Origin of the sequence: Frankia sp. QA3 (assembly GCF_000262465.1) — a bacterium.
Taxonomy (GTDB): domain Bacteria; phylum Actinomycetota; class Actinomycetes; order Frankiales; family Frankiaceae; genus Frankia.
In genome coordinates this window covers 1,869,476-1,886,127 of record NZ_CM001489.1, presented here as the reverse complement: position 1 = coordinate 1,886,127, position 16,652 = coordinate 1,869,476, and the positions used below count along the sequence as shown (strand labels likewise).

Below are 16,652 nucleotides of genomic sequence, written 5' to 3'. Positions count from 1 at the left end.
GGCGGGCAGCTCAGGCGGCGCGCAGGGCGTCGCGGATCGGCACCCGCGTCCCCGAGCGTTTCACCGCGTTGCCGTACACCCGCCCGGCCAGCCAGACCAGCACCACGATCCACGCCAGGGTCAGGACCAGCGCGAGGAGCACCTGCCAGACGGCGACACTGCCAATCCCGATCACCATCGGCATCAGGATCGGCGCGAACAGCGGAATGATCGCCAGGACTCCGATCAGCCCGCTGTCCGGTGACGTCGGCAGCACCGAGAAGCCCAGCATGTACGGGATGACGATCGCGGAGATCATCGGAGCGACCACTCCGCCGGCGTCCTCCTGGCGTGACACCAGCGCCCCGGCGGCGGCGAACATCAGCGCGTACATCGCGAACCCGACCAGGTACCACAGCAGCGCCAGCGCCACCGACCCCACGGCGATCCCCGCGGGGATGTCGAGCTCCCCGGAGGCCAGCCCCAGCCCGACCCCGACCACGCCGATCAGCACCAGCTGGCCGAGGGCCACCACGCCGATCCCGATCACCTTGCCCGCCATCAGCTGCCACGGGCGGATGACGGCCAGCAGCAGCTCCACCACCCGGCTCGTCTTCTCCTCGATCACACTCTGCGCCACCGCCGGGCCGAAGATCAGCAACGAGACGTAGATCAGACCGCCGGCGACCAGCCCGAGCAGCAGCCGGGACCCGTCACGCTCGGGCTCCGGGCGCAGCGCGGTGACCTCGACGCCCGCCGTCGCGACCGCCCGGCCCACCGTCGCAGGGTCACCGCCGAGGGCGGAGATCTGCCCCTCCAGCGCCGCCTGGCGGGCCGCGACGGTCAACACGGACGTCAACGAATCCCCCAGGTCCTTCTTCACCACCACCCGGTAACCCCCACCCGCCCCCTCGGTCCCGCCCGCCGGCGGCGCCACCAGCACGAGGGCGTCGACGTCCCCGTCGAGCACCGCACGGCGCCCGGCCGCCGCGTCGGCGTAGGTGCGCACCTCGACGTCGACGTCGAGCGAACGCGCCGCCGCCCCGATCGCCGCCGCCTGCGTGCCGTCCGCCGCCGTCACCGCGACCTGCTGCGCCGACGAACCGCCGACAGCGCTCAGCACCAGCACGCTCGCGGCGATCGCGACGACGAACAGCGCCGTGGTGATCTGGAACGCCCGCGACCGCACCCGCGTGCCGATCTCCCGGCCGGCGACCAGGCGCAGCACCCGGCCCGCCCCCAGCTCGCCATCACCGGCGTACCGCTCGCCCGCCTCACGCCCGCCGTCGCCACGCTCGCCGTCGTCCACCGGCGCGGCCGGCCCGGCCCTCACGCCGGCCTGCCCGCGGACTCGACATGCGCCCCGGACCGATCGTCCCCGGCGGCGTCCGCATCCGACTCCGTCCGCACCACCTCCGCCGACGCCGCCACCACCGACTGCCCGCCGCCATCATCGCCATCGCCCGCGCCGCCCTGGCCCTGGCCATCACCCCCGCCGCCGCGGGCGTCGGACCCGCTCACCACGTCACGGAACAGCTCCGCCAGCGACGGCCGGCGGTGGCGGAACTCGCGCACCGGCCCGCTCGCCAACGCCGCGCGCAGCACCGCCTGGTCGTCCGCCCCCGGCCCGAGCTCGAGCACCGTGCGCGACCCTTCCCACCCGCGCGCCCGCACCCCGGCGAGACCGTCCGCCCAGCCCGCCGGCGCGTCGGGGGCGTCGACGACGAGCCGTCCCCCACCGCCGGCCCGCAGCTCGTCGACCGGCCCGCAGGCGACCATCCGGCCCGCCCGCACGATCCCGACCCGATCGCACAGCCGCTCGACGAGTTCGAGCTGATGGCTGGAGAACACCACCGGCACCCCGGCGGCGCGCCGATCCCGCAGCACCTCGCTCATCACGTCGACCGCGACCGGGTCCAGCCCCGAGAACGGCTCGTCGAGCACCAGGACGACCGGATCGTGCACGAGCGCCGCGGCGAGCTGGACCCGCTGCTGGTTGCCGAGGCTGAGCTTCTGCACCTCGTCGTCGCGCCGCGCGGCCACGCCGAGCCGCTCGGTCCACCGCGCCACCGCCCGGCGCGCGGCCACCGGGCCCAGTCCGTGCAGCTGGGCGAGGTAATGCAGCTGCTCGGCGACCTTCATCTTCGGGTACAGCCCGCGCTCCTCGGGCATGTAGCCGATCCGCCGGCGCGTACGCAGGGTCAACGGCGCACCGTCGTAACGGACCTGGCCGGCGTCGGCGGCGAGCACCCCGAGGATGATCCGCATCGTCGTCGTCTTCCCGGCTCCGTTGCTGCCGACGAACCCGAACAGCTCGCCGGCCCGCACCTCGAACGACATCTCGTCGAGCGCCACGACGTCGCCGTAGCACTTGGACACGGCGTCGACCTCCAACCGTCCCTCGCCCATCCCCACCGCCCTCCCACTCGATCATCCGACCGATGGACCCGCCGGCCGAACCTCCTGGCGCCCACCGTTGGACGGCAGCCCGCGACCCCTGATCCTCCGTGATCGCCGCCGACCACGGACCCGGCTATCGGATGGACGACTCGCCCGCCGCGCCGCGACCACGCTCGGCGTCGTTGGACGGTCACCTCCCCAGCAGCCCGGTCTGGATGTCCGTTCCACCTGCGATTTTCGTGGAGATCCGGAGCGAGTCCTCAGCCGGGGTCCGAGGCTGGGTGATCAGGAGCGGTTTTTCCTGGGTTTTTTCATGATCAAAATTGATCAACAGGTATCGTCAACAGCGTTGATTATCTTGCTGAAGAGGCGGCGGAGAAGGAGGCCGACGGCAAAAAGGAGGCCGACGGCAAAGTCGTGCTGCACGGGTCGGGTCACCGACCTCGGGCGTCCCCGCCGGTCGCCGTCCAGGTGGGCGCTCCCCTCGCCCCGGTATCCGATGCGCCCGCGCCGGACCCCGCTCCCCCGGTCGGCTCCGGCCTGGCGGACGATGCGGGCCGTCAGGCCGTCGGGGCGAGCAGCCCATCCATGGCGAGGTCGACGAGCCGGCCGGCCTGTTCGGCGGACATCTGCTCGGCGATCCAGGCGGCGGCGTTCATCAGGGCGAAGATGTCGACGCCCGTCGCGTCTCGGCGCAGGGCGCCGGCCTGCCGGGCCCGCGCGATCAGTCGGTCGCCGATGTCGGTCATCTGGACGCACGACTGGTGCAGCTCGGAGGCCTCGTCGTCGACGCCCTCGGCGAGCATGGCAGCGAGTCCCTGGTACGCCGCGGCGTGCGCGATGACAGCGTGCACCCATGCGGTGAGCGCCGCCGCGGGCGAGGGCTGGTCGAGCAGGTCCGCCCCGCGGTCGAACAGGGCCTCGTTGCGCTGGCGCAGCAGCGTGCCGAGCAGCGCGCGCCGGTTGGGGAAGTGTGCGTAGAGCGTGCCGATCGCCACCCCGGCGCGGCGGGCGATGCCCTCCAGCGAGGCGTTCGTGCCCTGGGCGCGGAACACCGCGTCGGCCTCGGCCAGCAGCCGCTCGCGGTTGCGCCGCGCGTCGGCGCGCGGCCTCCGCCCGGATTCGGTCATCCACCCTCCACACAACTCGAGGATGCCTCGGAATAATCTTCCTGAGGCAGCCTCAGATTATCGGACGAGCCCTTCGGGAGACACGGATGATCCTGGTAACCGGTGCCACCGGCTCCATCGGACGACCCCTCGTGCGCCGGCTTCGGCGCGACGGCGTCGCGGTGCGGGCACTGGTCCGCGACGAGGCGAAGGGCCGCGCGCTGGACTGCGAGTTCGTCGTCGGTGACTTCGACGACACGGCCTCCGTCGCCGCCGCCCTGGACGGGGTCGACCGCCTGTTCCTCAACGGCGCCGGGGCGCAGCCGGCGGACGGGGAGCAGCCGATGGTCCGCCAGCAGACGGCGATCATCGACGCGGCCCGCGCCGCCGGCGTCGACCGGGTGGTGAAGGTGTCGGTCCTGCACGCCCACGAGGGTGGACGGCTCGCCGAGGGCGCCCACTGGCAGATCGAGCAGCACCTGAAGGCATCGGGGCTGGGCTGGTCGGTGCTGCAGCCGAACGGCTTCATGCAGAACTTCGTCACCGGACAGGGCGTCTTCATCGCCGACGGGAACCTCGTCGGCGCCTACGGCGACGCCGCGGTCTCCTACATCGACTGCGAGGACATCGCCGCCTGCGCCGCCGCACTGCTGACCGGCCGGCTCCGCGACGGCGAGACCTTCCTGCTCACCGGGCCGCAGGCCCTGACCCACGCGCAGATCGCCGAGAAGCTCTCCGCCGCGCTGGGGCGGACCGTGCGCTACGTGAACCTGCCCGCCCACGAACTGGCCGCCACCCTGACCTCCCAGGGGCTGCCGCCCCAGTTCGCCGACGACGTCGCCGTCCTCCTCCAGGGGGTGGCGAGCGGCATCCTGGCCCCGACGACCACGGCGGTCCAGGACCTCACCGGCCGTGCGCCCCGCACCTTCGACGACTTCCTGGCCGCCAACCACCAGGCCCTGGCGGCTCTGCTGCCGTCACCAGCCCGCTGACCGACACGGGTGCCGGTCGCGGACGGCGAGACGGCCGGCCCTGCAGCACACCAGATCATGGCTCACCGATCCGAGCGACACGTCCGGTATAGATGGCGTCATGGCGAAGTCGACGAGGACGGACACCACCGGCGAGGACCCACATGACGTCGTGGTCATCGGCGCAGGCGCCGCCGGCCTGAGCGCCGCGCTGGTGCTGGCCCGGGCACGCCGGCGGGTGGCGGTCATCGACGCCGGTGCGCCGCGCAACGCCCCGGCCGCGCACCTGCACGGCTTCCTGTCCCGCGACGGCATGCCGCCGGCGGAGCTGCTCGCGGCGGGGCGGCGCGAGGTCGCCGGCTACGGTGGCGAGCTGATCGAGGACACCGTGACCGCGGTCGAGCACGCCGGCGGCACCGAGCACGGCGACTCCGAGCACGCCGGGGACCCCGGCGACGCCCGGGACGGCGGTGGCACGAGGGACGGCGGTGGCACGAGGGACGGCGGTGGCACGAGGGACGGCGGTGGCACGAGGGACGGCGGGGAGGCCGAGAACGGCGGGGGCGGCTTCACCGTGCGCCGCGCCGCGGGTCCGGCGCTACGTGCCCGTGCGCTGCTGGTGGCGACCGGGCTGCGCGACGAGCTGCCCGACATCCCCGGGGTACGCGAACGCTGGGGCCGCGATGTGCTGCACTGCCCCTACTGCCACGGCCACGAGGTGCGCGACGCGCCGCTGGCCGTGATCGGCGGGCCTGTACGGGACTTCTCCCTGCACCAGGCGACGCTGGTCCGCCAGTGGTCGGCCGACCTGGTCTTCCTCCCGAACGGCATCACGCTGACCCAGCCGGAACGGGAACGGTTCGACGCCCGCGGGGTGCGGGTCGTCGAGGGCCCGGTCGCCCGGCTACTGGTCGCCGGCACTCGCCTCGGCGGCGTGCAGCTCGCCGACGGGCGGGTCGTGCCACGCTCGGCGGTGTTCGTCGGCCCCCTGTTCGTACCCCGCGACAAGCTGCTGGCGGCGCTGGGCTGCGCCCGCGGCGGGAACGGCTGGGTGGCCGTCGATCCCACCGGCCGAACCAGCGTGCCCGGGGTGTGGGCGGCCGGCAACGTCGTCGACTCCCCCGCCCAGCTGGTCACCGCGGCCGGGGCGGGCACGACCGCCGCGACCGCTATCAACCGTCATCTCGTCGACGACGACGTCGCCCGGGCCCTGGCCGATCATCGGCGCACGGCAGCAGCCCGGCTGGTCGGGTGACCCCTGCGTCGCCTCCTACGCGGCCGGCAAGCACCGCGACCGGCAAGCACAAGGCCGGCAAGCACAAGGCCGGCACGGACCCCGCGCCGCTGCCGTCAGGAAGACCGACCCACGACTTCCCGGCCAGACAACGGCCAGATCGTGCCGAGGCCTAAGCACGGTTTTGGGCCGGGAAACCGCGACTAGTCCTCGGCATGATTCTGTACCCGACCGCTGACGGCACAGAGCGACTGACGGACAGAGCGACAGCAGGTGGCGGCGGAACCCGGACCGACTGGGCTGTCCGGATGTCGCGAGAATTCGTCAACACCGTTGATTATCTTGATAACCAAGGATGTGGGCACAACCACCGTGTGTTCCGACGCCCGTTCTCGTCGGCCTGCTCCCATGGCTCGGTGACCGGCCGAGCTCCCGTCGCCGCCGAGGACACTGAGGATCAGCCGCGGCGGCTGATCCGGGCATCACTGCGGAGCCGGGACGCGGTCGGCGACGAGGATGCGGCCGTTGCGCAGCGAGCGGCGGTGCTGAACCGGGGTGGCGAGGTCCTTGGCCAGGGTGAGCAGGGAGTCGTCCCGGGCGACCGCGAAGCCGCGGACGCCGACGGCGCGGCGCATGGCGGCCGGCGTCCACACCGAGCGGTTCGGCTCTCGGGTCATCGGGTTCGACTGCCGGGACAGGGCGCTGAGCAGGCGCGCCGCCCACCGGCCGAGCGGCGCCGAGGGCGCCGGGGTGTGGTAATGCACGATCAGGCGGCTGCCTGCGGCGGAGCGGTCGCCGACGATCCGCAGCGTCCGGGCGACCTCACCGCGGGTGAGGTAGGGCACGACGCCCTCCCAGATCCAGATCGTCGGGACCGACCGGCGGTGGCCCGCGGCGGCCAGCGCCGCGGCGAGGTCGTCCCGGCTGAAGTCCACGGGCACGAAACGCGGTGACGACCCCACCGGCGCCAGCTCACCGGCCCGGTCACGCTTGTCGCGCTGCGAGGCCGGATGGTCGACCTCGAACACCGGCGTGGCGGCGAGTTCCGCCATCCGCCACGCCCGGCCGTCCAGCCCCGCCCCCAGGATGACGACCTGCGCCGCGGCGGCGGGCACGGCGCCGCCGCCCGATCCGCCGCCGTCGGCATCCGGGGCGTGCTCGGCATCCGCGGCGTCGGTGCCGGGGCCCGCGGCGGTGGCGAGATCACCGATGGTGGGTAACGCCTGGCGGACGGCCTCGTCGATCGCGACGGTGCGAGGTGCCATCACCTCGCCGCAGGCGCGCACCATCTCGAAGGTCAGCCGCGGTCCCCAGCCGGCCGGAGCGACGCCGGCGCGCACCTCGTCGACGATCCCCCGCTCGACGGGGAGCAGGAACGCCATCGCCGTCGGATCGTCGAACCGGTCGGGGGCGAGCCTGCCGTGCGCGACGGCCCGTCCCTGGCAGACCATGACCGCCGTGCGGCTGGCACCGCCCGTTCCGCCCATCGGCCGATGACCTCGCCGCCGCGGCCACCCCACGGCAGAGCCTCGTGCCCTCATCGCGCACCTCCCTCGCCCTCCCCCGTCGGCAGCGAGCCGCCCCGGCCGGCGGCCCGTGTCGTCGTCCCCGGAGTCCCGGCCCCATCGTCGCAGCCCGGACGGCCGGCGCGACGACACGGCCGGGTCAGGCGACGGGCACGGTCACCGCGGCGGTGTGCAGGATGCCCGCGGTCTGGAACTGGATGAACAGCCGCCAGTTGCCGGCGCGCGGCAGGTTCGCCGCGAATGCCAGGTCCGGCCCGCCGCGCCCGGCGCCGGTCGAACCCTCGGGATGCAGATGCGCGAACGCCAGGTCCCCCTCGTGGAAGGCGCTGACGTGGGCGTAGCTGGACAGGTACGGCTGCAGGTCGGTGACCGGCCGGCCGTCCCGGGTCACCATGACCGTGATCGGGCGGGTCATCCCGGCCACCGGCATGCCCTGCGGGGCGCCGAGGGTCAGCGTGTAGCCGTCCACGGCGCCCAGGCCCGACGGCGCCGGCAGCGGCACGGGCACCGCCGGCCCGGGCACCGCGATCAGCTGGCTGAGCACCAGCGGGGTGTCACGGCCCGCGATCCGGGTGCGGAAGGAGACGTAGGCACGGTAGAAGCCGCTCGGCGTGGCCGCGAGGTGCGCCGTCCACGTGCCGCCGGGTGCCATCGTCGGATGGACGTGCTGGAAGCCGGTGAGGTCGGAGCGGATCAGGTACAGGTGCATCAGCTCGTCCTGGTCCGGCGTGAACGAGGTGATCGCCCCACCGTCGGACCCCTGGATCTGGAAGGCGAACGCGGTGGGCTGGTCCGGCGTGAGGGTCGTCGTGGCGGCGACGAGGCGGACCCCGTCAGCCTGCGTGAGGCCGTCGCTCGTCAGGGCCGCCGGGGCCGAGGCCGCTCCGACTCCGGTGCCGGGATGGTGCCCGGTCCCGGGCGCGGCGGCCGGTGACGGGAGCGGGTGCGCGGCGGGACTCGTCGAGGCCGCGTGCGCCTGCTCGTCCGCATGGGTCGCCGAGCGGGTCGGGCCGGTGGTCGTGCCGCAGGCCGAGGCCGCGACCAGCGCCGCCGCGGTCAGACCGGCGACGAGCAGCGCGCATCGGGACTGGGCCGGGGGACGGGGCTGGACCGCGGGCTGGGACTGGGCCGAGCTGCGGACCAGGGCCGGAGGTCGGGACTGGGCCGGAGGTCGGGACTGGGCCGGAGGTCGGGACTGGGCCGGAGGTCGGGACTGGGCCGGAGGTCGGGACTGGGCCGGAGGTCGGGACTGGGCCGAGGGGCGGGACCGGGCCGGGGCCGGGGGGCGCGGCGGGACGGCGGACACGGCCGGGGGCGGGGGCGGCGCGGGCGTGCGGGCAGCATCGAAGCTCGGATGTCCTTCGGGACGTGCACGTCAGCACGACGTGGGATGGGCATGTGCGTCGGTGGTGACGGCCGGTCACGTCTGACACACGCACACGTCCCGAAGGAGGAACGCACCGGCCCGCGGCGGTCCGCGGCGCCGCGTCCCGTGGCCGGCCGGGCCCCGATTCGTGGCCGTGGTGCGCACGCACGGGACGGTCAGGCCGAGGGCCAGCAGGGCCAGCAGCGCGCCCAGCCCGGGCGGCGGGCGGGTCGCGGCACAGGTCACCCGGTGGTGGCCACCCGCCCCGTCGTCCTGCGGCGCGCCGACGATCGCGGCTCCGACCAGCCCGGCGCGGCCCACGGCGGAGATCAGGCCCGTTGTGGCCGCGGGATCTGTAGGAGCCACGATGGCCGTACGCGCCAGGGTCGTGGGAGCCGCCGGGGCCGTCCGGCTCGTGGGTGCGATGGGAACCGTCAGAGCGGCGGGAGCCAGCGGCGGGACGGGGGCCGCGCCGATCGGGAGGCAGGGAGGTATGCCGGGCAGGACGTGCCCGACCGCGAGACCGGCGAGCAGCAGGCAGACGATGAGCAGGCGTGTCGCCGCAAGCGCAGCGGTGCCGCCGCCCACGATTCCTCCCGCCCTGGCCCTGTCCCCACCCTGGCCCTGTCCCCGCCGTCGGACCGTGTGCGCACATGACCCGCCCCGCCCGGAGGCTCGGTCATCGGGCCGGCCATCCGCTTTCGCGAACCGGGCAGGACGGGGCGGGTGCTTCGCATCCGGCCACAGTCGACGGATCTGGGGCTCGGAGCTGGGACCATCGTAGAAAGGGCCCGTCGCGCGCCACCACACACCGGTGGCCGGCGGTGAGCATCCTGACACCCGGCGCGGCTACCCCGGCTACCCCGCTCGGCCCGACCGTGCCGGCCGGTGGTCCTCGCATGGCCCTCGCCGGCCCGGAACCGACGCGCGCGACGAGCCCCCGACCCCGGCGGTGGCTTACGCCACCCTGCTGCGCGCCCCTCATGCAGGGCGTTCAAGCACCTGGCCCGCCCGCCGCGGCGGGCGGGCCGTCGCTCTCGCCCTGCGCTGAGGGCCCGGGGCCACCGGGCTGGGGATGGCGGGCGTAGTCGCCGCCGGCGAGAACGGTGATCCCGCAGGCCACGGCGAGGATGATGACGGCGATCCGCCCGGCGGTGTCGTCGAAGATCCCACCGATCGCGCCGAAGATCTCCGCGACCGCGTTGGCAACGAACGCGGCCATGACGGCGTGCCGCGGTCGTGCCCGCGGTGTGCCGGGAGCTTTGGGACGGGCGCGGTCAGTCGAGGGCGTCGTCGAGGGTGTCGAGGATCGGCCCGTCGGGCGCCGCCGGCCCCAGCGCCTCGCGGTCGGTGCGCCGCAGCGGACGTTCCCAGGCGAACGTGGCATCCCGGACCCGCCAGGCGTCGTTGCCGTACGACGGCCGCTCGGTCGTCTCCGGCAGGGCCAGCGCGATGCGGCGCATGTCCGCCCAGGTCGCCACCACAGCACGATAACCTGGCTCACCGGGCTCGAACCCCCGCCCGCTCGCCCCCGCCCAGCCGCACGCGACCTGCTGCGCAGGGCTGCCCCGACGCACCCGGCGGCGGGCGGGGGATATCGACGGCGAAAGCGGCCAGGGAGCCGGAGGTCAACGTCATCCGTGGGGACGTCAGGGCGGCGGGAACCGGCCGCGGCGGACGGCGAGCACGGGAACTGCGAACGTGTGGGGGTGGCCTGCCGGGCAATGGCAGCGGCGGGTTGGGGACGATCCGCACGGCGATTCCGGCCCGGCTCGACCGGCTGCCCTGGGCCCGGTTCCACTGGATGATCGTCGTCGGGCTGGGGACGGTGTGGATCCTCTCGGTCGGAAGAAACTGTTCCTGCTGACCCTCGGCGTCTACATCGTGGCGACGACGGCGACGGCATTCTCGTGGACGCCGTGGTTCTTCTTCCTGACTCGGTTCCTCACCGGCGCCGGAATCGGCGGTGAATACGCGGCCATCAACTCGGCGGTGGACGAGCTGATCCCGGCGCGGGTGCGGGGCCGGGTCGATCTGCTCATCAACGGCTCCTACTGGCTGGGGTCCGCGGCGGGCTCCACGCTGACCGTGTTCTTCCTGTCCGAGCACATTTTCCCGACGGAGCTCGGCTGGCGGCTCAGCTTCGGCCTCTGCGCGGTGCTCGGGCTGGTCATCCTCGTCGTGCGCCGGCACGTGCCGGAAAGCCCACGCTGGCTGTTCATCCACGGCCGCGCCGACGACGCCGAACGGATCGTCGGCGACGATGATCGCGGCGAGCTACCTGGCGGCCGCGGCGCCGGCCGTCCTGCTCGCGGTGCTGTTCGCCGCGGGCGCGCTGAACTCGTGGACGTTCCTGCTGCTGGTGGCGGCGACGTTCTTCTACGCCGTCGGCACCACGATCGGCGGCATCACCGGCCCGCTGCTGTTCGGCCATCTCATCGACACCGGCCGCACCGGGCCGGTGATGGCCGGCTTCCTCGTCGGTGCGGCGGTGATGGCCGTCGGCGGCGTCGCCGAGCTGGTGTTCGGCGTCGACGCGGCCGGCCGTTCCCTGGAGGACATCGCCGCCCCGCTCACCGTCACCGAGGACGGCGACGAGCCGTATCCCGACGAGCCGACCCGGACGTCCGGGTCGGACCGGTCCGGGCGGCAGAGCGCGGCCTGGTCGCCCCCCGGGGCGGCCGGCTCCGCGTAGCGGCGGGCGCCGTGGCCGCCGCGCGGCGGCTGCCGTACGAACCGTCCGTCGCCTCCAGGGGCGGGCATGCGCCGCAGCGGGCGCACGCCCGCCCCAAGAAGCGCCCGCATCCATCGACGTCGGAGGACCGCTGCCGTCGACGGCGGTTGACGGTCAGGGGCAACCGCGTTCCGGCTGCCCCTGGCCAGCCACGAGATGTTCCTCCCCCCACGGGCCCCGCGGCGCGCCGCCGGCCGGACCGGCCGGCCCGGTGGCGGACCTACCGGGCCCGCGGCCCCGCGTGGCGCTGGACCGGCACCCGCACGCCGCCGGGCGGCGTCGATCGGCCGAGCTCGGTCAGCTCCGCCAGCCACAGCTGGGCGAGGCGCGTGTGGTTCGGCACACTGTCGCTGGCCGCGAACGTGATCCCGATCCGATCCCCGAGACCGAACAGCGCGACGGACAGGTGCTGGCGTCCGACGAGCAGCGGTCCCGTGCCGATCAGGTCGGTGACCGCACGGCCCGCGACGGCCAGCGGCCCGCGGATCGTGCGGGCGTTGGTCGCCACCATGGCCAGCTCCCGGGTGCGGCCCCCGAAGCTCGCCGCGTAGGAGAGCATGCGCGGGGTGGCCCGCGCCGCCACGGCGGGGAAGTGGTGATGTTCCACCACGCCCATCCCACCGTCCTTGAGCCGGCGGGTGACCGCGGCGATGCGCGCCAGGCGGTGAGCGGCGTCCGGTTCTCCGCACGGCAGCGGGACCCGCACCCCCGAGGTGTAGTTCGACAGCACGTTCTGGTCGGCGGCGATGCGGATGCTGACGGGCATCAGCGCGTGGACGGGCCGGGAGTCCTCCCGCCACTCCGGCAGGGACCACGCCCGCACCGCCCCCGCGAGGGCAGCCAGGTAGACGTCGTTGACCGAGGCGTCGTGGCGGTGGGCGACGTCACGCATCAGCCCGAGCTCGGTGGTGATCCAGGAATGCCGCGCCGGGCCGACCGGCTGGCCGCCCCAGGCGTCGAGGACGCGGGTCGGCGACAGGCAGCTGAGCCCCCGGCTGACGAACCGCAGGTAGTCGCCGACCTGCGGGCGGGGGATCGACGCGGGCAGCCCCAGGTCGGGCTCGTCCTCGCCACCGAACAGCAGGTGCAGCGACCGGTAGAGCGCGGCGCCGTCCTGGGCGATGTGGCTGGTCCGGTAGACCACCACGCGACCGGCGGTCCCGCGCTCGCACAGCAGATAGAGCATCCACGGCTGACCGCTGGTGTCGATGGGCCGGGTGGCGATCCCGTCGAGGGCGGCGCGGATGCGCCGGTCACCGACCGCGTCGCCGCCGGTCAGGCCGGCGGCCTCGGCTGCGCCCGGTAGCTCGAGGGCGACGACATGCTCGTCGACCTTCATCTCCGGGTCGCAGACCCAGTAGGTCTCGTGCACCGTGGAGCGACGGTCGGCCGGGCGGACCGTGACCGTCTCCAACCGGTCGGTGAGCATCCGCGCCCGCGGCGCGCGCAGCCGTTCGGCGACGTGTGCCCGCAGGTCCGCCAGCTCCACCGGCCCGTCGAGGAACAGCACCGCGCCGACGTCCTGGTATTCACCGGGATTGAGCCGGTGGAAGGCCAGATAGGCGCGGTCCCCCGCGGTCAGCGGACGGGCGAAAGCCCGGTTGTAGCCGGTCTTCGCGACCGTATCGAGGAGGGTCATCAGGCGCGCCCCCGGCCCGTCGCCGGGCATTGGGTGCAGGCCTTGACAACGCGATCAATAATGCTAGCAGATCGACGCACGGATGCGTCGTGGATACCTGTACCCATGTACCTGTTTATCCGCGGGCCGTTCAGCCCATCCAGACTTGTGTCGTACGTCTCCACACGGATGGGCAGGATGGGCGAGAAGGATCCCGCCAGACGGCACGAGCAGCTCGATAAATGCAGGTGAGCGCCGGTCCGGAACGTGACCGACGCCAGGCCGGGACATCAACACGAATGGGCTACGGTGCTACCGCGGCCGGGGTTACACGAATTCCCTCGATATACGCGTGCCCATTCCTGGCCGGGGCGATCGGGGGATACCCGGGGCGAAGGAGGTGGCCTTCGTGATGATGCGAGGGCGCGACGAGCCATCCATGGAGATGCCGGTAGCGTGGCGGGATGGACGCAGCCGCGCCGATCCCTGCCGGGGAGGACGAGGCCGACGATTCGCCGTTGGCCCGGCTGGAGGTGGCGCTGTCGGCCCTCGTGCGCTGGAGTGAGAGCAAGCACATCCGGCTGCAGGTGACCCGTCGGTCCGGCTGTGAGCTGTCCGCCAGCGAGCTGCGGCTGCTGGAGCACTTCGACGCCGCCGGGCCCATGCGGGTCTCGGACATCGCCTCGTGCCTTCGCATCGACATCTCCACCGTCTCGCTGCAGCTTCGCACGCTGCGCCGCGACCACCTGGTGGAGCGGCTCGCCGACGCGCAGGACCGCCGGGTGGCCGTGATCGCGATCACCGCGAAGGGCCGCGAAGTGGTGCGCCGGGTGCGACTGGCCCGCCGCGACCTGCTCGGTGAGGTCTTCGCCCAGATCGGGACGGTCGATCTCGACCAGGCGGCGCGGGTCCTGCTGCAGGTCCAGACCCACATGCTCCAGGGCCTGCTCGACGGTCCTGATGGCGGGTCGTCCCGGGTCTGACCTGCGCGTCGTCCACGTTCCGCGGTCCGATGACGGGCAGGCTTGCATCGCGTCGGGCGGAGATGCTTTTATTCATCAAAATTGTTGGGAAGGCGGCGGGCACAGCCGGAGAGGGGATCCGATGAGGACGATGGTGATCACGGGCGGAACCGACGGCATCGGTCGGGCACTCGCGGACGTCCATCTCCACCGTGGCCACGCCGTCCTCGTCGTGGGCCAGAGCGCCGAGAAGGGGCAGCGGTTCCTCGATGCCGCGCGCGAGCTCGGCGCCGGCGACCGGGCCCACTTCGTTCAGGCGGATCTGAGCCTGGTCAGGGAGAACATCCGGCTGCTCGAGGAGATCGGCAGGGTCTTTCCCGCACTCGACGTCCTGGTGCTGGGTGCGCGCTACCACCGGTCGGTGCGCACGGAGACGCTCGAGGGCCTGGAAAGTAACTTTGCGCTGTTTTACCTGAGCCGTTTCCTGCTCAGCCACGGGCTGGCACCGCTGCAGGAACGCATCGAGGCACCGATCGTCCTCAATGTCGCCGGGCCGGGGGGAACGGGCCGGATCCAGTGGGACGATCTGCAACTGCGCCGGCACTACCTCGGGACCGGGGCGCTGGGCCACGGCGGTCGGCTCAACGACCTGCTCGGCGCCGGGTTCGCCACCGTGCACCCGGACAGCCGGATCAGGTACATCCTGTTCAACCCGGGCGTCGTGTCGACCAGCTTCGCCGGGGAGTACGACCGGGTCGCCGCCGCGCAGGTCGCCGGGCTGAAGGTGTCCGGCAAGTCGGTGGCGCAGAGCATCGGGCAGATCCTGCCCTGCCTCGACCGTCCCCCGGCCGAGCCCCTGAGCGCCTTCGTGGAGGGCAGGCGCATCGACGTGGACACCCCGTACTTCGACCGCGATGAGGCGGCCCGCCTCCACGAGATCACCGAGGGGCTGCTCAGGGCCTGATCCGCCCGCGCGGATCGACGGCGGGGCCGGCGGGCGGCGGGGCCGGCGTCCGGCAGTCGGGGGCCGGCGTCCGGCAGGCATCCGGCCGGCGGCGAGGGCCGGCGGGGCCACTCCCCTGGGCGCGCTGGTCGCCCGGTCGACCAGGCCCACTCATCCGAGCTCGTCGCGCAGCTCCCACACGAAGCGCTCCAACCCGGCGACGAAGGCCTCGGCCTCGGGCGCCGACCAGCCGACCAGGCGGCGGCCGAGCAGCTCGGCGAGACGCCGGCGCAGCAGGCCGACCACCTCCTCGCCGTCCTCGGTGAGGCTGAGCAGGGTGCCGCGCGCGTCCGGGTCGGGACTGCGCCGCAGCAGGCCCCCGGCCTCCAGTTCGCACGCCCATGGAGACATGCACACGCCGGAGATGTGCACGCCCGCGGAGATGGGTGCGCCACGGAGATGCGCACGCCCACGGAGGGGAGTCGCCATGGTCCAGCAGGCCAGCCCACTATCGGCGACGGCTGAAGATGGCTGACCGCGGCATCAGGCCGACATGCGCGGACCGGCAGGCAGGGGCCGGCGTGCACGGACCGACGCCGTCCAGCAGCGTCGGAGTACGCGAATCACACCAGGTATGTCACGCTTCGCAGTCGATGGGGTGTAATGGCAGCAACGTCCGAGCAGGTGCGCGGGGACCGGGGACGAGGCGGGGGCGACATGGCGGAGATCGTGTTCGTGCACGGGATCGGGCAGCGGCAGCGCGGCCCGGCGACGCTGGGCGAACCGTGGCGGCTGGCGCTCGCCGACGGGCTGTGGAAGGCCGGCCACACCGATCTCGCCGACCGGGTCGGCCGCTCCCCCGGGTCCCCCGGCGCGCTCGGCGCGCGGATGGCCTACTACGCCGACCTGTTCGACCGGCCGGACGGCCAGGGCGCCGCGCCGGTCGACCTCGCCGGGCTGCCACCCGCGCAGGCCGCCGCGGCGGTGGAACTGGCCGAGGTGTGGCTGCGCCGCGCCGCGCTGGCGGCGGCGAGCAAGCGGGACCGCGCCGTCGCCCGCGCCGAGCTCGCCGACCTGTCCGGCGCCGGCGGCGAGCGCCAGGGGATGGGCAATGCGGCCCGCGGCGCGCTGGCGGCGCTGGCCCGGCTGCGCTGGTTCGCCCCGTTCGGGATGGCGGTGGCGCACCGGTTCGTGCTGCGGGCGCTGGCGGAGGTCGTGCGTTACCTCGGCGAGCCCGGCATGCGGGAACGGGTGCAGGAGCGGGTCGCCGCCGCCGTCGACGACGACACCCGGGTGTTCATCGGGCACTCGCTCGGCTCGGTGGTGGCGTTCGAGGCCGCCTGCCGGCGGGCCGGGCCGCTGCCGCTGCTGGTGACGCTCGGCAGCCCGCTCGGGCTGCGCCGCATCGTCTACGACCGGCTGGTGCCGCAGCCGCCCGTCTACCCCGAGGCGGTGCGCCGCTGGGTGAACGTGGCCGCGGACGACGACATCGTCGCCGCCGTCCCCGACCTCACCGGGCTGTTCCCCCGCCGCGCCCCGGCGGCGGGATCCGGGCCGCGGATCGACGCGCCGGGCTCGGACAACGCGCCGGGGCTGGAAACCGTCGCGGGGCTGGAAACCGTGGCGGGGCTGGAAACCGTGGCGGGGCTGGTCAACGTGGCGGGGCTGGTCAACGTGGCGGTGGACAACGGCTCCGCCCCGCATGAGGCGCTGCACTACCTGACCTCCCGCCAGGTCGGCGGGCCGGTCGGCGACGCGCTCGTCGCCGGCTGACCGGCATCCGCCCAGCCGCCGGAGAAGGGGGGTGGCC

At 74.0% G+C, this 16,652-nt stretch carries 14 protein-coding genes and 2 pseudogenes; 6 read left to right on the top strand and 10 right to left on the bottom strand.

Features of this window, described 5'->3' with window-relative positions:
- Nucleotides 1–10: 10 nt before the first annotated feature.
- The 3 genes from FRAQA3DRAFT_RS07485 to FRAQA3DRAFT_RS07475 all read right to left on the bottom strand — a co-directional run bounded on the left by FRAQA3DRAFT_RS07485 (nucleotide 11) and on the right by FRAQA3DRAFT_RS07475 (nucleotide 3,509).
- A complete protein-coding gene (locus tag FRAQA3DRAFT_RS07485; RefSeq protein WP_009738467.1) occupies nucleotides 11–1,312 on the bottom strand; it encodes an ABC transporter permease in 1,302 nt (433 codons plus the stop codon).
- Nucleotides 1,309–2,388 (bottom strand): ABC transporter ATP-binding protein, encoded by a 1,080-nt coding sequence (locus FRAQA3DRAFT_RS07480; RefSeq protein ID WP_009738466.1) that lies wholly within the window; start codon nucleotides 2,386–2,388, stop codon nucleotides 1,309–1,311. The genes FRAQA3DRAFT_RS07485 and FRAQA3DRAFT_RS07480 overlap by 4 nt, the downstream gene beginning before the upstream one ends.
- 551 nt (nucleotides 2,389–2,939) lie before the next feature.
- Nucleotides 2,940–3,509 carry a TetR/AcrR family transcriptional regulator gene (locus FRAQA3DRAFT_RS07475; protein ID WP_009738465.1) on the bottom strand — a complete coding sequence of 190 codons (570 nt, stop codon included), beginning with the start codon at nucleotides 3,507–3,509 and terminating at the stop codon, nucleotides 2,940–2,942.
- A gap of 86 nt (nucleotides 3,510–3,595) precedes the next feature.
- On the opposite strand from FRAQA3DRAFT_RS07475, the gene FRAQA3DRAFT_RS07470 reads away from it, so the two are divergent.
- Both FRAQA3DRAFT_RS07470 and FRAQA3DRAFT_RS31335 read left to right on the top strand, forming a co-directional pair.
- A complete protein-coding gene (locus tag FRAQA3DRAFT_RS07470; RefSeq protein ID WP_009738464.1) occupies nucleotides 3,596–4,480 on the top strand; it encodes an SDR family oxidoreductase in 885 nt (294 codons plus the stop codon).
- 100 nt (nucleotides 4,481–4,580) lie between these two features.
- Nucleotides 4,581–5,714: an NAD(P)/FAD-dependent oxidoreductase gene (locus FRAQA3DRAFT_RS31335; RefSeq protein ID WP_009738463.1), complete on the top strand. Its 1,134-nt coding sequence runs from the start codon at nucleotides 4,581–4,583 to the stop codon at nucleotides 5,712–5,714.
- 461 nt (nucleotides 5,715–6,175) lie between these two features.
- Here FRAQA3DRAFT_RS31335 and FRAQA3DRAFT_RS07460 read toward each other — a convergent pair whose 3' ends face one another.
- From FRAQA3DRAFT_RS07460 to FRAQA3DRAFT_RS31330, 5 genes and pseudogenes are all read right to left on the bottom strand, one after another.
- The gene (locus FRAQA3DRAFT_RS07460; protein ID WP_009738462.1) at nucleotides 6,176–7,180 is read right to left on the bottom strand and encodes a class I SAM-dependent methyltransferase; all 1,005 of its coding nucleotides are present in this window, start codon (nucleotides 7,178–7,180) and stop codon (nucleotides 6,176–6,178) included.
- Between the two features lie 178 nt (nucleotides 7,181–7,358).
- A complete protein-coding gene (locus tag FRAQA3DRAFT_RS07455; RefSeq protein WP_009738461.1) occupies nucleotides 7,359–8,525 on the bottom strand; it encodes a hypothetical protein in 1,167 nt (388 codons plus the stop codon).
- A gap of 114 nt (nucleotides 8,526–8,639) precedes the next feature.
- Nucleotides 8,640–9,173, bottom strand: a complete 534-nt coding sequence (locus FRAQA3DRAFT_RS07450) for a hypothetical protein (RefSeq protein ID WP_009738460.1) — start codon at nucleotides 9,171–9,173, stop codon at nucleotides 8,640–8,642.
- Between the two features lie 406 nt (nucleotides 9,174–9,579).
- Nucleotides 9,580–9,807, bottom strand: coding sequence for a hypothetical protein (locus tag FRAQA3DRAFT_RS07445; RefSeq protein WP_009738459.1), 228 nt, complete (start codon nucleotides 9,805–9,807; stop codon nucleotides 9,580–9,582).
- Nucleotides 9,808–9,889: 82 nt separating this feature from the next.
- Nucleotides 9,890–10,066: pseudogene (locus tag FRAQA3DRAFT_RS31330) on the bottom strand (MmcQ/YjbR family DNA-binding protein); the annotation flags it as partial.
- 323 nt (nucleotides 10,067–10,389) lie between these two features.
- Between FRAQA3DRAFT_RS31330 and FRAQA3DRAFT_RS38480 the strand changes: the two are divergent.
- Nucleotides 10,390–11,280, top strand: a pseudogene (locus FRAQA3DRAFT_RS38480) (MFS transporter).
- Between the two features lie 259 nt (nucleotides 11,281–11,539).
- Here FRAQA3DRAFT_RS38480 and FRAQA3DRAFT_RS07435 read toward each other — a convergent pair.
- Entirely contained in the window at nucleotides 11,540–12,988 is a 1,449-nt protein-coding gene (locus tag FRAQA3DRAFT_RS07435) for a WS/DGAT domain-containing protein (RefSeq protein WP_009738456.1), read from the bottom strand.
- Nucleotides 12,989–13,401: 413 nt separating this feature from the next.
- Here FRAQA3DRAFT_RS07435 and FRAQA3DRAFT_RS07430 point away from each other — a divergent pair, with 413 nt between their 5' ends.
- Together FRAQA3DRAFT_RS07430 and FRAQA3DRAFT_RS07425 are read left to right on the top strand one after the other, a co-directional pair.
- Nucleotides 13,402–13,920 carry a MarR family winged helix-turn-helix transcriptional regulator gene (locus tag FRAQA3DRAFT_RS07430; RefSeq protein ID WP_009738455.1) on the top strand — a complete coding sequence of 173 codons (519 nt, stop codon included), beginning with the start codon at nucleotides 13,402–13,404 and terminating at the stop codon, nucleotides 13,918–13,920.
- 121 nt (nucleotides 13,921–14,041) lie between these two features.
- Nucleotides 14,042–14,863, top strand: coding sequence for an SDR family NAD(P)-dependent oxidoreductase (locus tag FRAQA3DRAFT_RS07425; RefSeq protein WP_009738454.1), 822 nt, complete (start codon nucleotides 14,042–14,044; stop codon nucleotides 14,861–14,863).
- A gap of 150 nt (nucleotides 14,864–15,013) precedes the next feature.
- Here FRAQA3DRAFT_RS07425 and FRAQA3DRAFT_RS07420 read toward each other — a convergent pair whose 3' ends face one another.
- Nucleotides 15,014–15,253, bottom strand: coding sequence for a hypothetical protein (locus tag FRAQA3DRAFT_RS07420; RefSeq protein ID WP_035922471.1), 240 nt, complete (start codon nucleotides 15,251–15,253; stop codon nucleotides 15,014–15,016).
- 252 nt (nucleotides 15,254–15,505) lie between these two features.
- On the opposite strand from FRAQA3DRAFT_RS07420, the gene FRAQA3DRAFT_RS07415 reads away from it, so the two are divergent.
- Nucleotides 15,506–16,615 carry a lipase family protein gene (locus tag FRAQA3DRAFT_RS07415; protein WP_157467199.1) on the top strand — a complete coding sequence of 370 codons (1,110 nt, stop codon included), beginning with the start codon at nucleotides 15,506–15,508 and terminating at the stop codon, nucleotides 16,613–16,615.
- Nucleotides 16,616–16,652 lie beyond the last annotated feature (37 nt).

Coding starts and splice junctions, on each gene's coding strand:
- FRAQA3DRAFT_RS07480 (WP_009738466.1), bottom strand. CDS start 2,388: ATGGGCGAGGGACGGTTGGAGGTCGACGCCGTGTCCAAGTGCTACGGC.
- FRAQA3DRAFT_RS07475 (WP_009738465.1), bottom strand. CDS start 3,509: ATGACCGAATCCGGGCGGAGGCCGCGCGCCGACGCGCGGCGCAACCGC.
- FRAQA3DRAFT_RS07470 (WP_009738464.1), top strand. CDS start 3,596: ATGATCCTGGTAACCGGTGCCACCGGCTCCATCGGACGACCCCTCGTG.
- FRAQA3DRAFT_RS31335 (WP_009738463.1), top strand. CDS start 4,581: ATGGCGAAGTCGACGAGGACGGACACCACCGGCGAGGACCCACATGAC.
- FRAQA3DRAFT_RS07460 (WP_009738462.1), bottom strand. CDS start 7,180: ATGGGCGGAACGGGCGGTGCCAGCCGCACGGCGGTCATGGTCTGCCAG.
- FRAQA3DRAFT_RS07445 (WP_009738459.1), bottom strand. CDS start 9,807: ATGGCCGCGTTCGTTGCCAACGCGGTCGCGGAGATCTTCGGCGCGATC.
- FRAQA3DRAFT_RS07435 (WP_009738456.1), bottom strand. CDS start 12,988: ATGCCCGGCGACGGGCCGGGGGCGCGCCTGATGACCCTCCTCGATACG.
- FRAQA3DRAFT_RS07430 (WP_009738455.1), top strand. CDS start 13,402: ATGGACGCAGCCGCGCCGATCCCTGCCGGGGAGGACGAGGCCGACGAT.
- FRAQA3DRAFT_RS07425 (WP_009738454.1), top strand. CDS start 14,042: ATGAGGACGATGGTGATCACGGGCGGAACCGACGGCATCGGTCGGGCA.
- FRAQA3DRAFT_RS07420 (WP_035922471.1), bottom strand. CDS start 15,253: ATGTCTCCATGGGCGTGCGAACTGGAGGCCGGGGGCCTGCTGCGGCGC.
- FRAQA3DRAFT_RS07415 (WP_157467199.1), top strand. CDS start 15,506: ATGGCAGCAACGTCCGAGCAGGTGCGCGGGGACCGGGGACGAGGCGGG.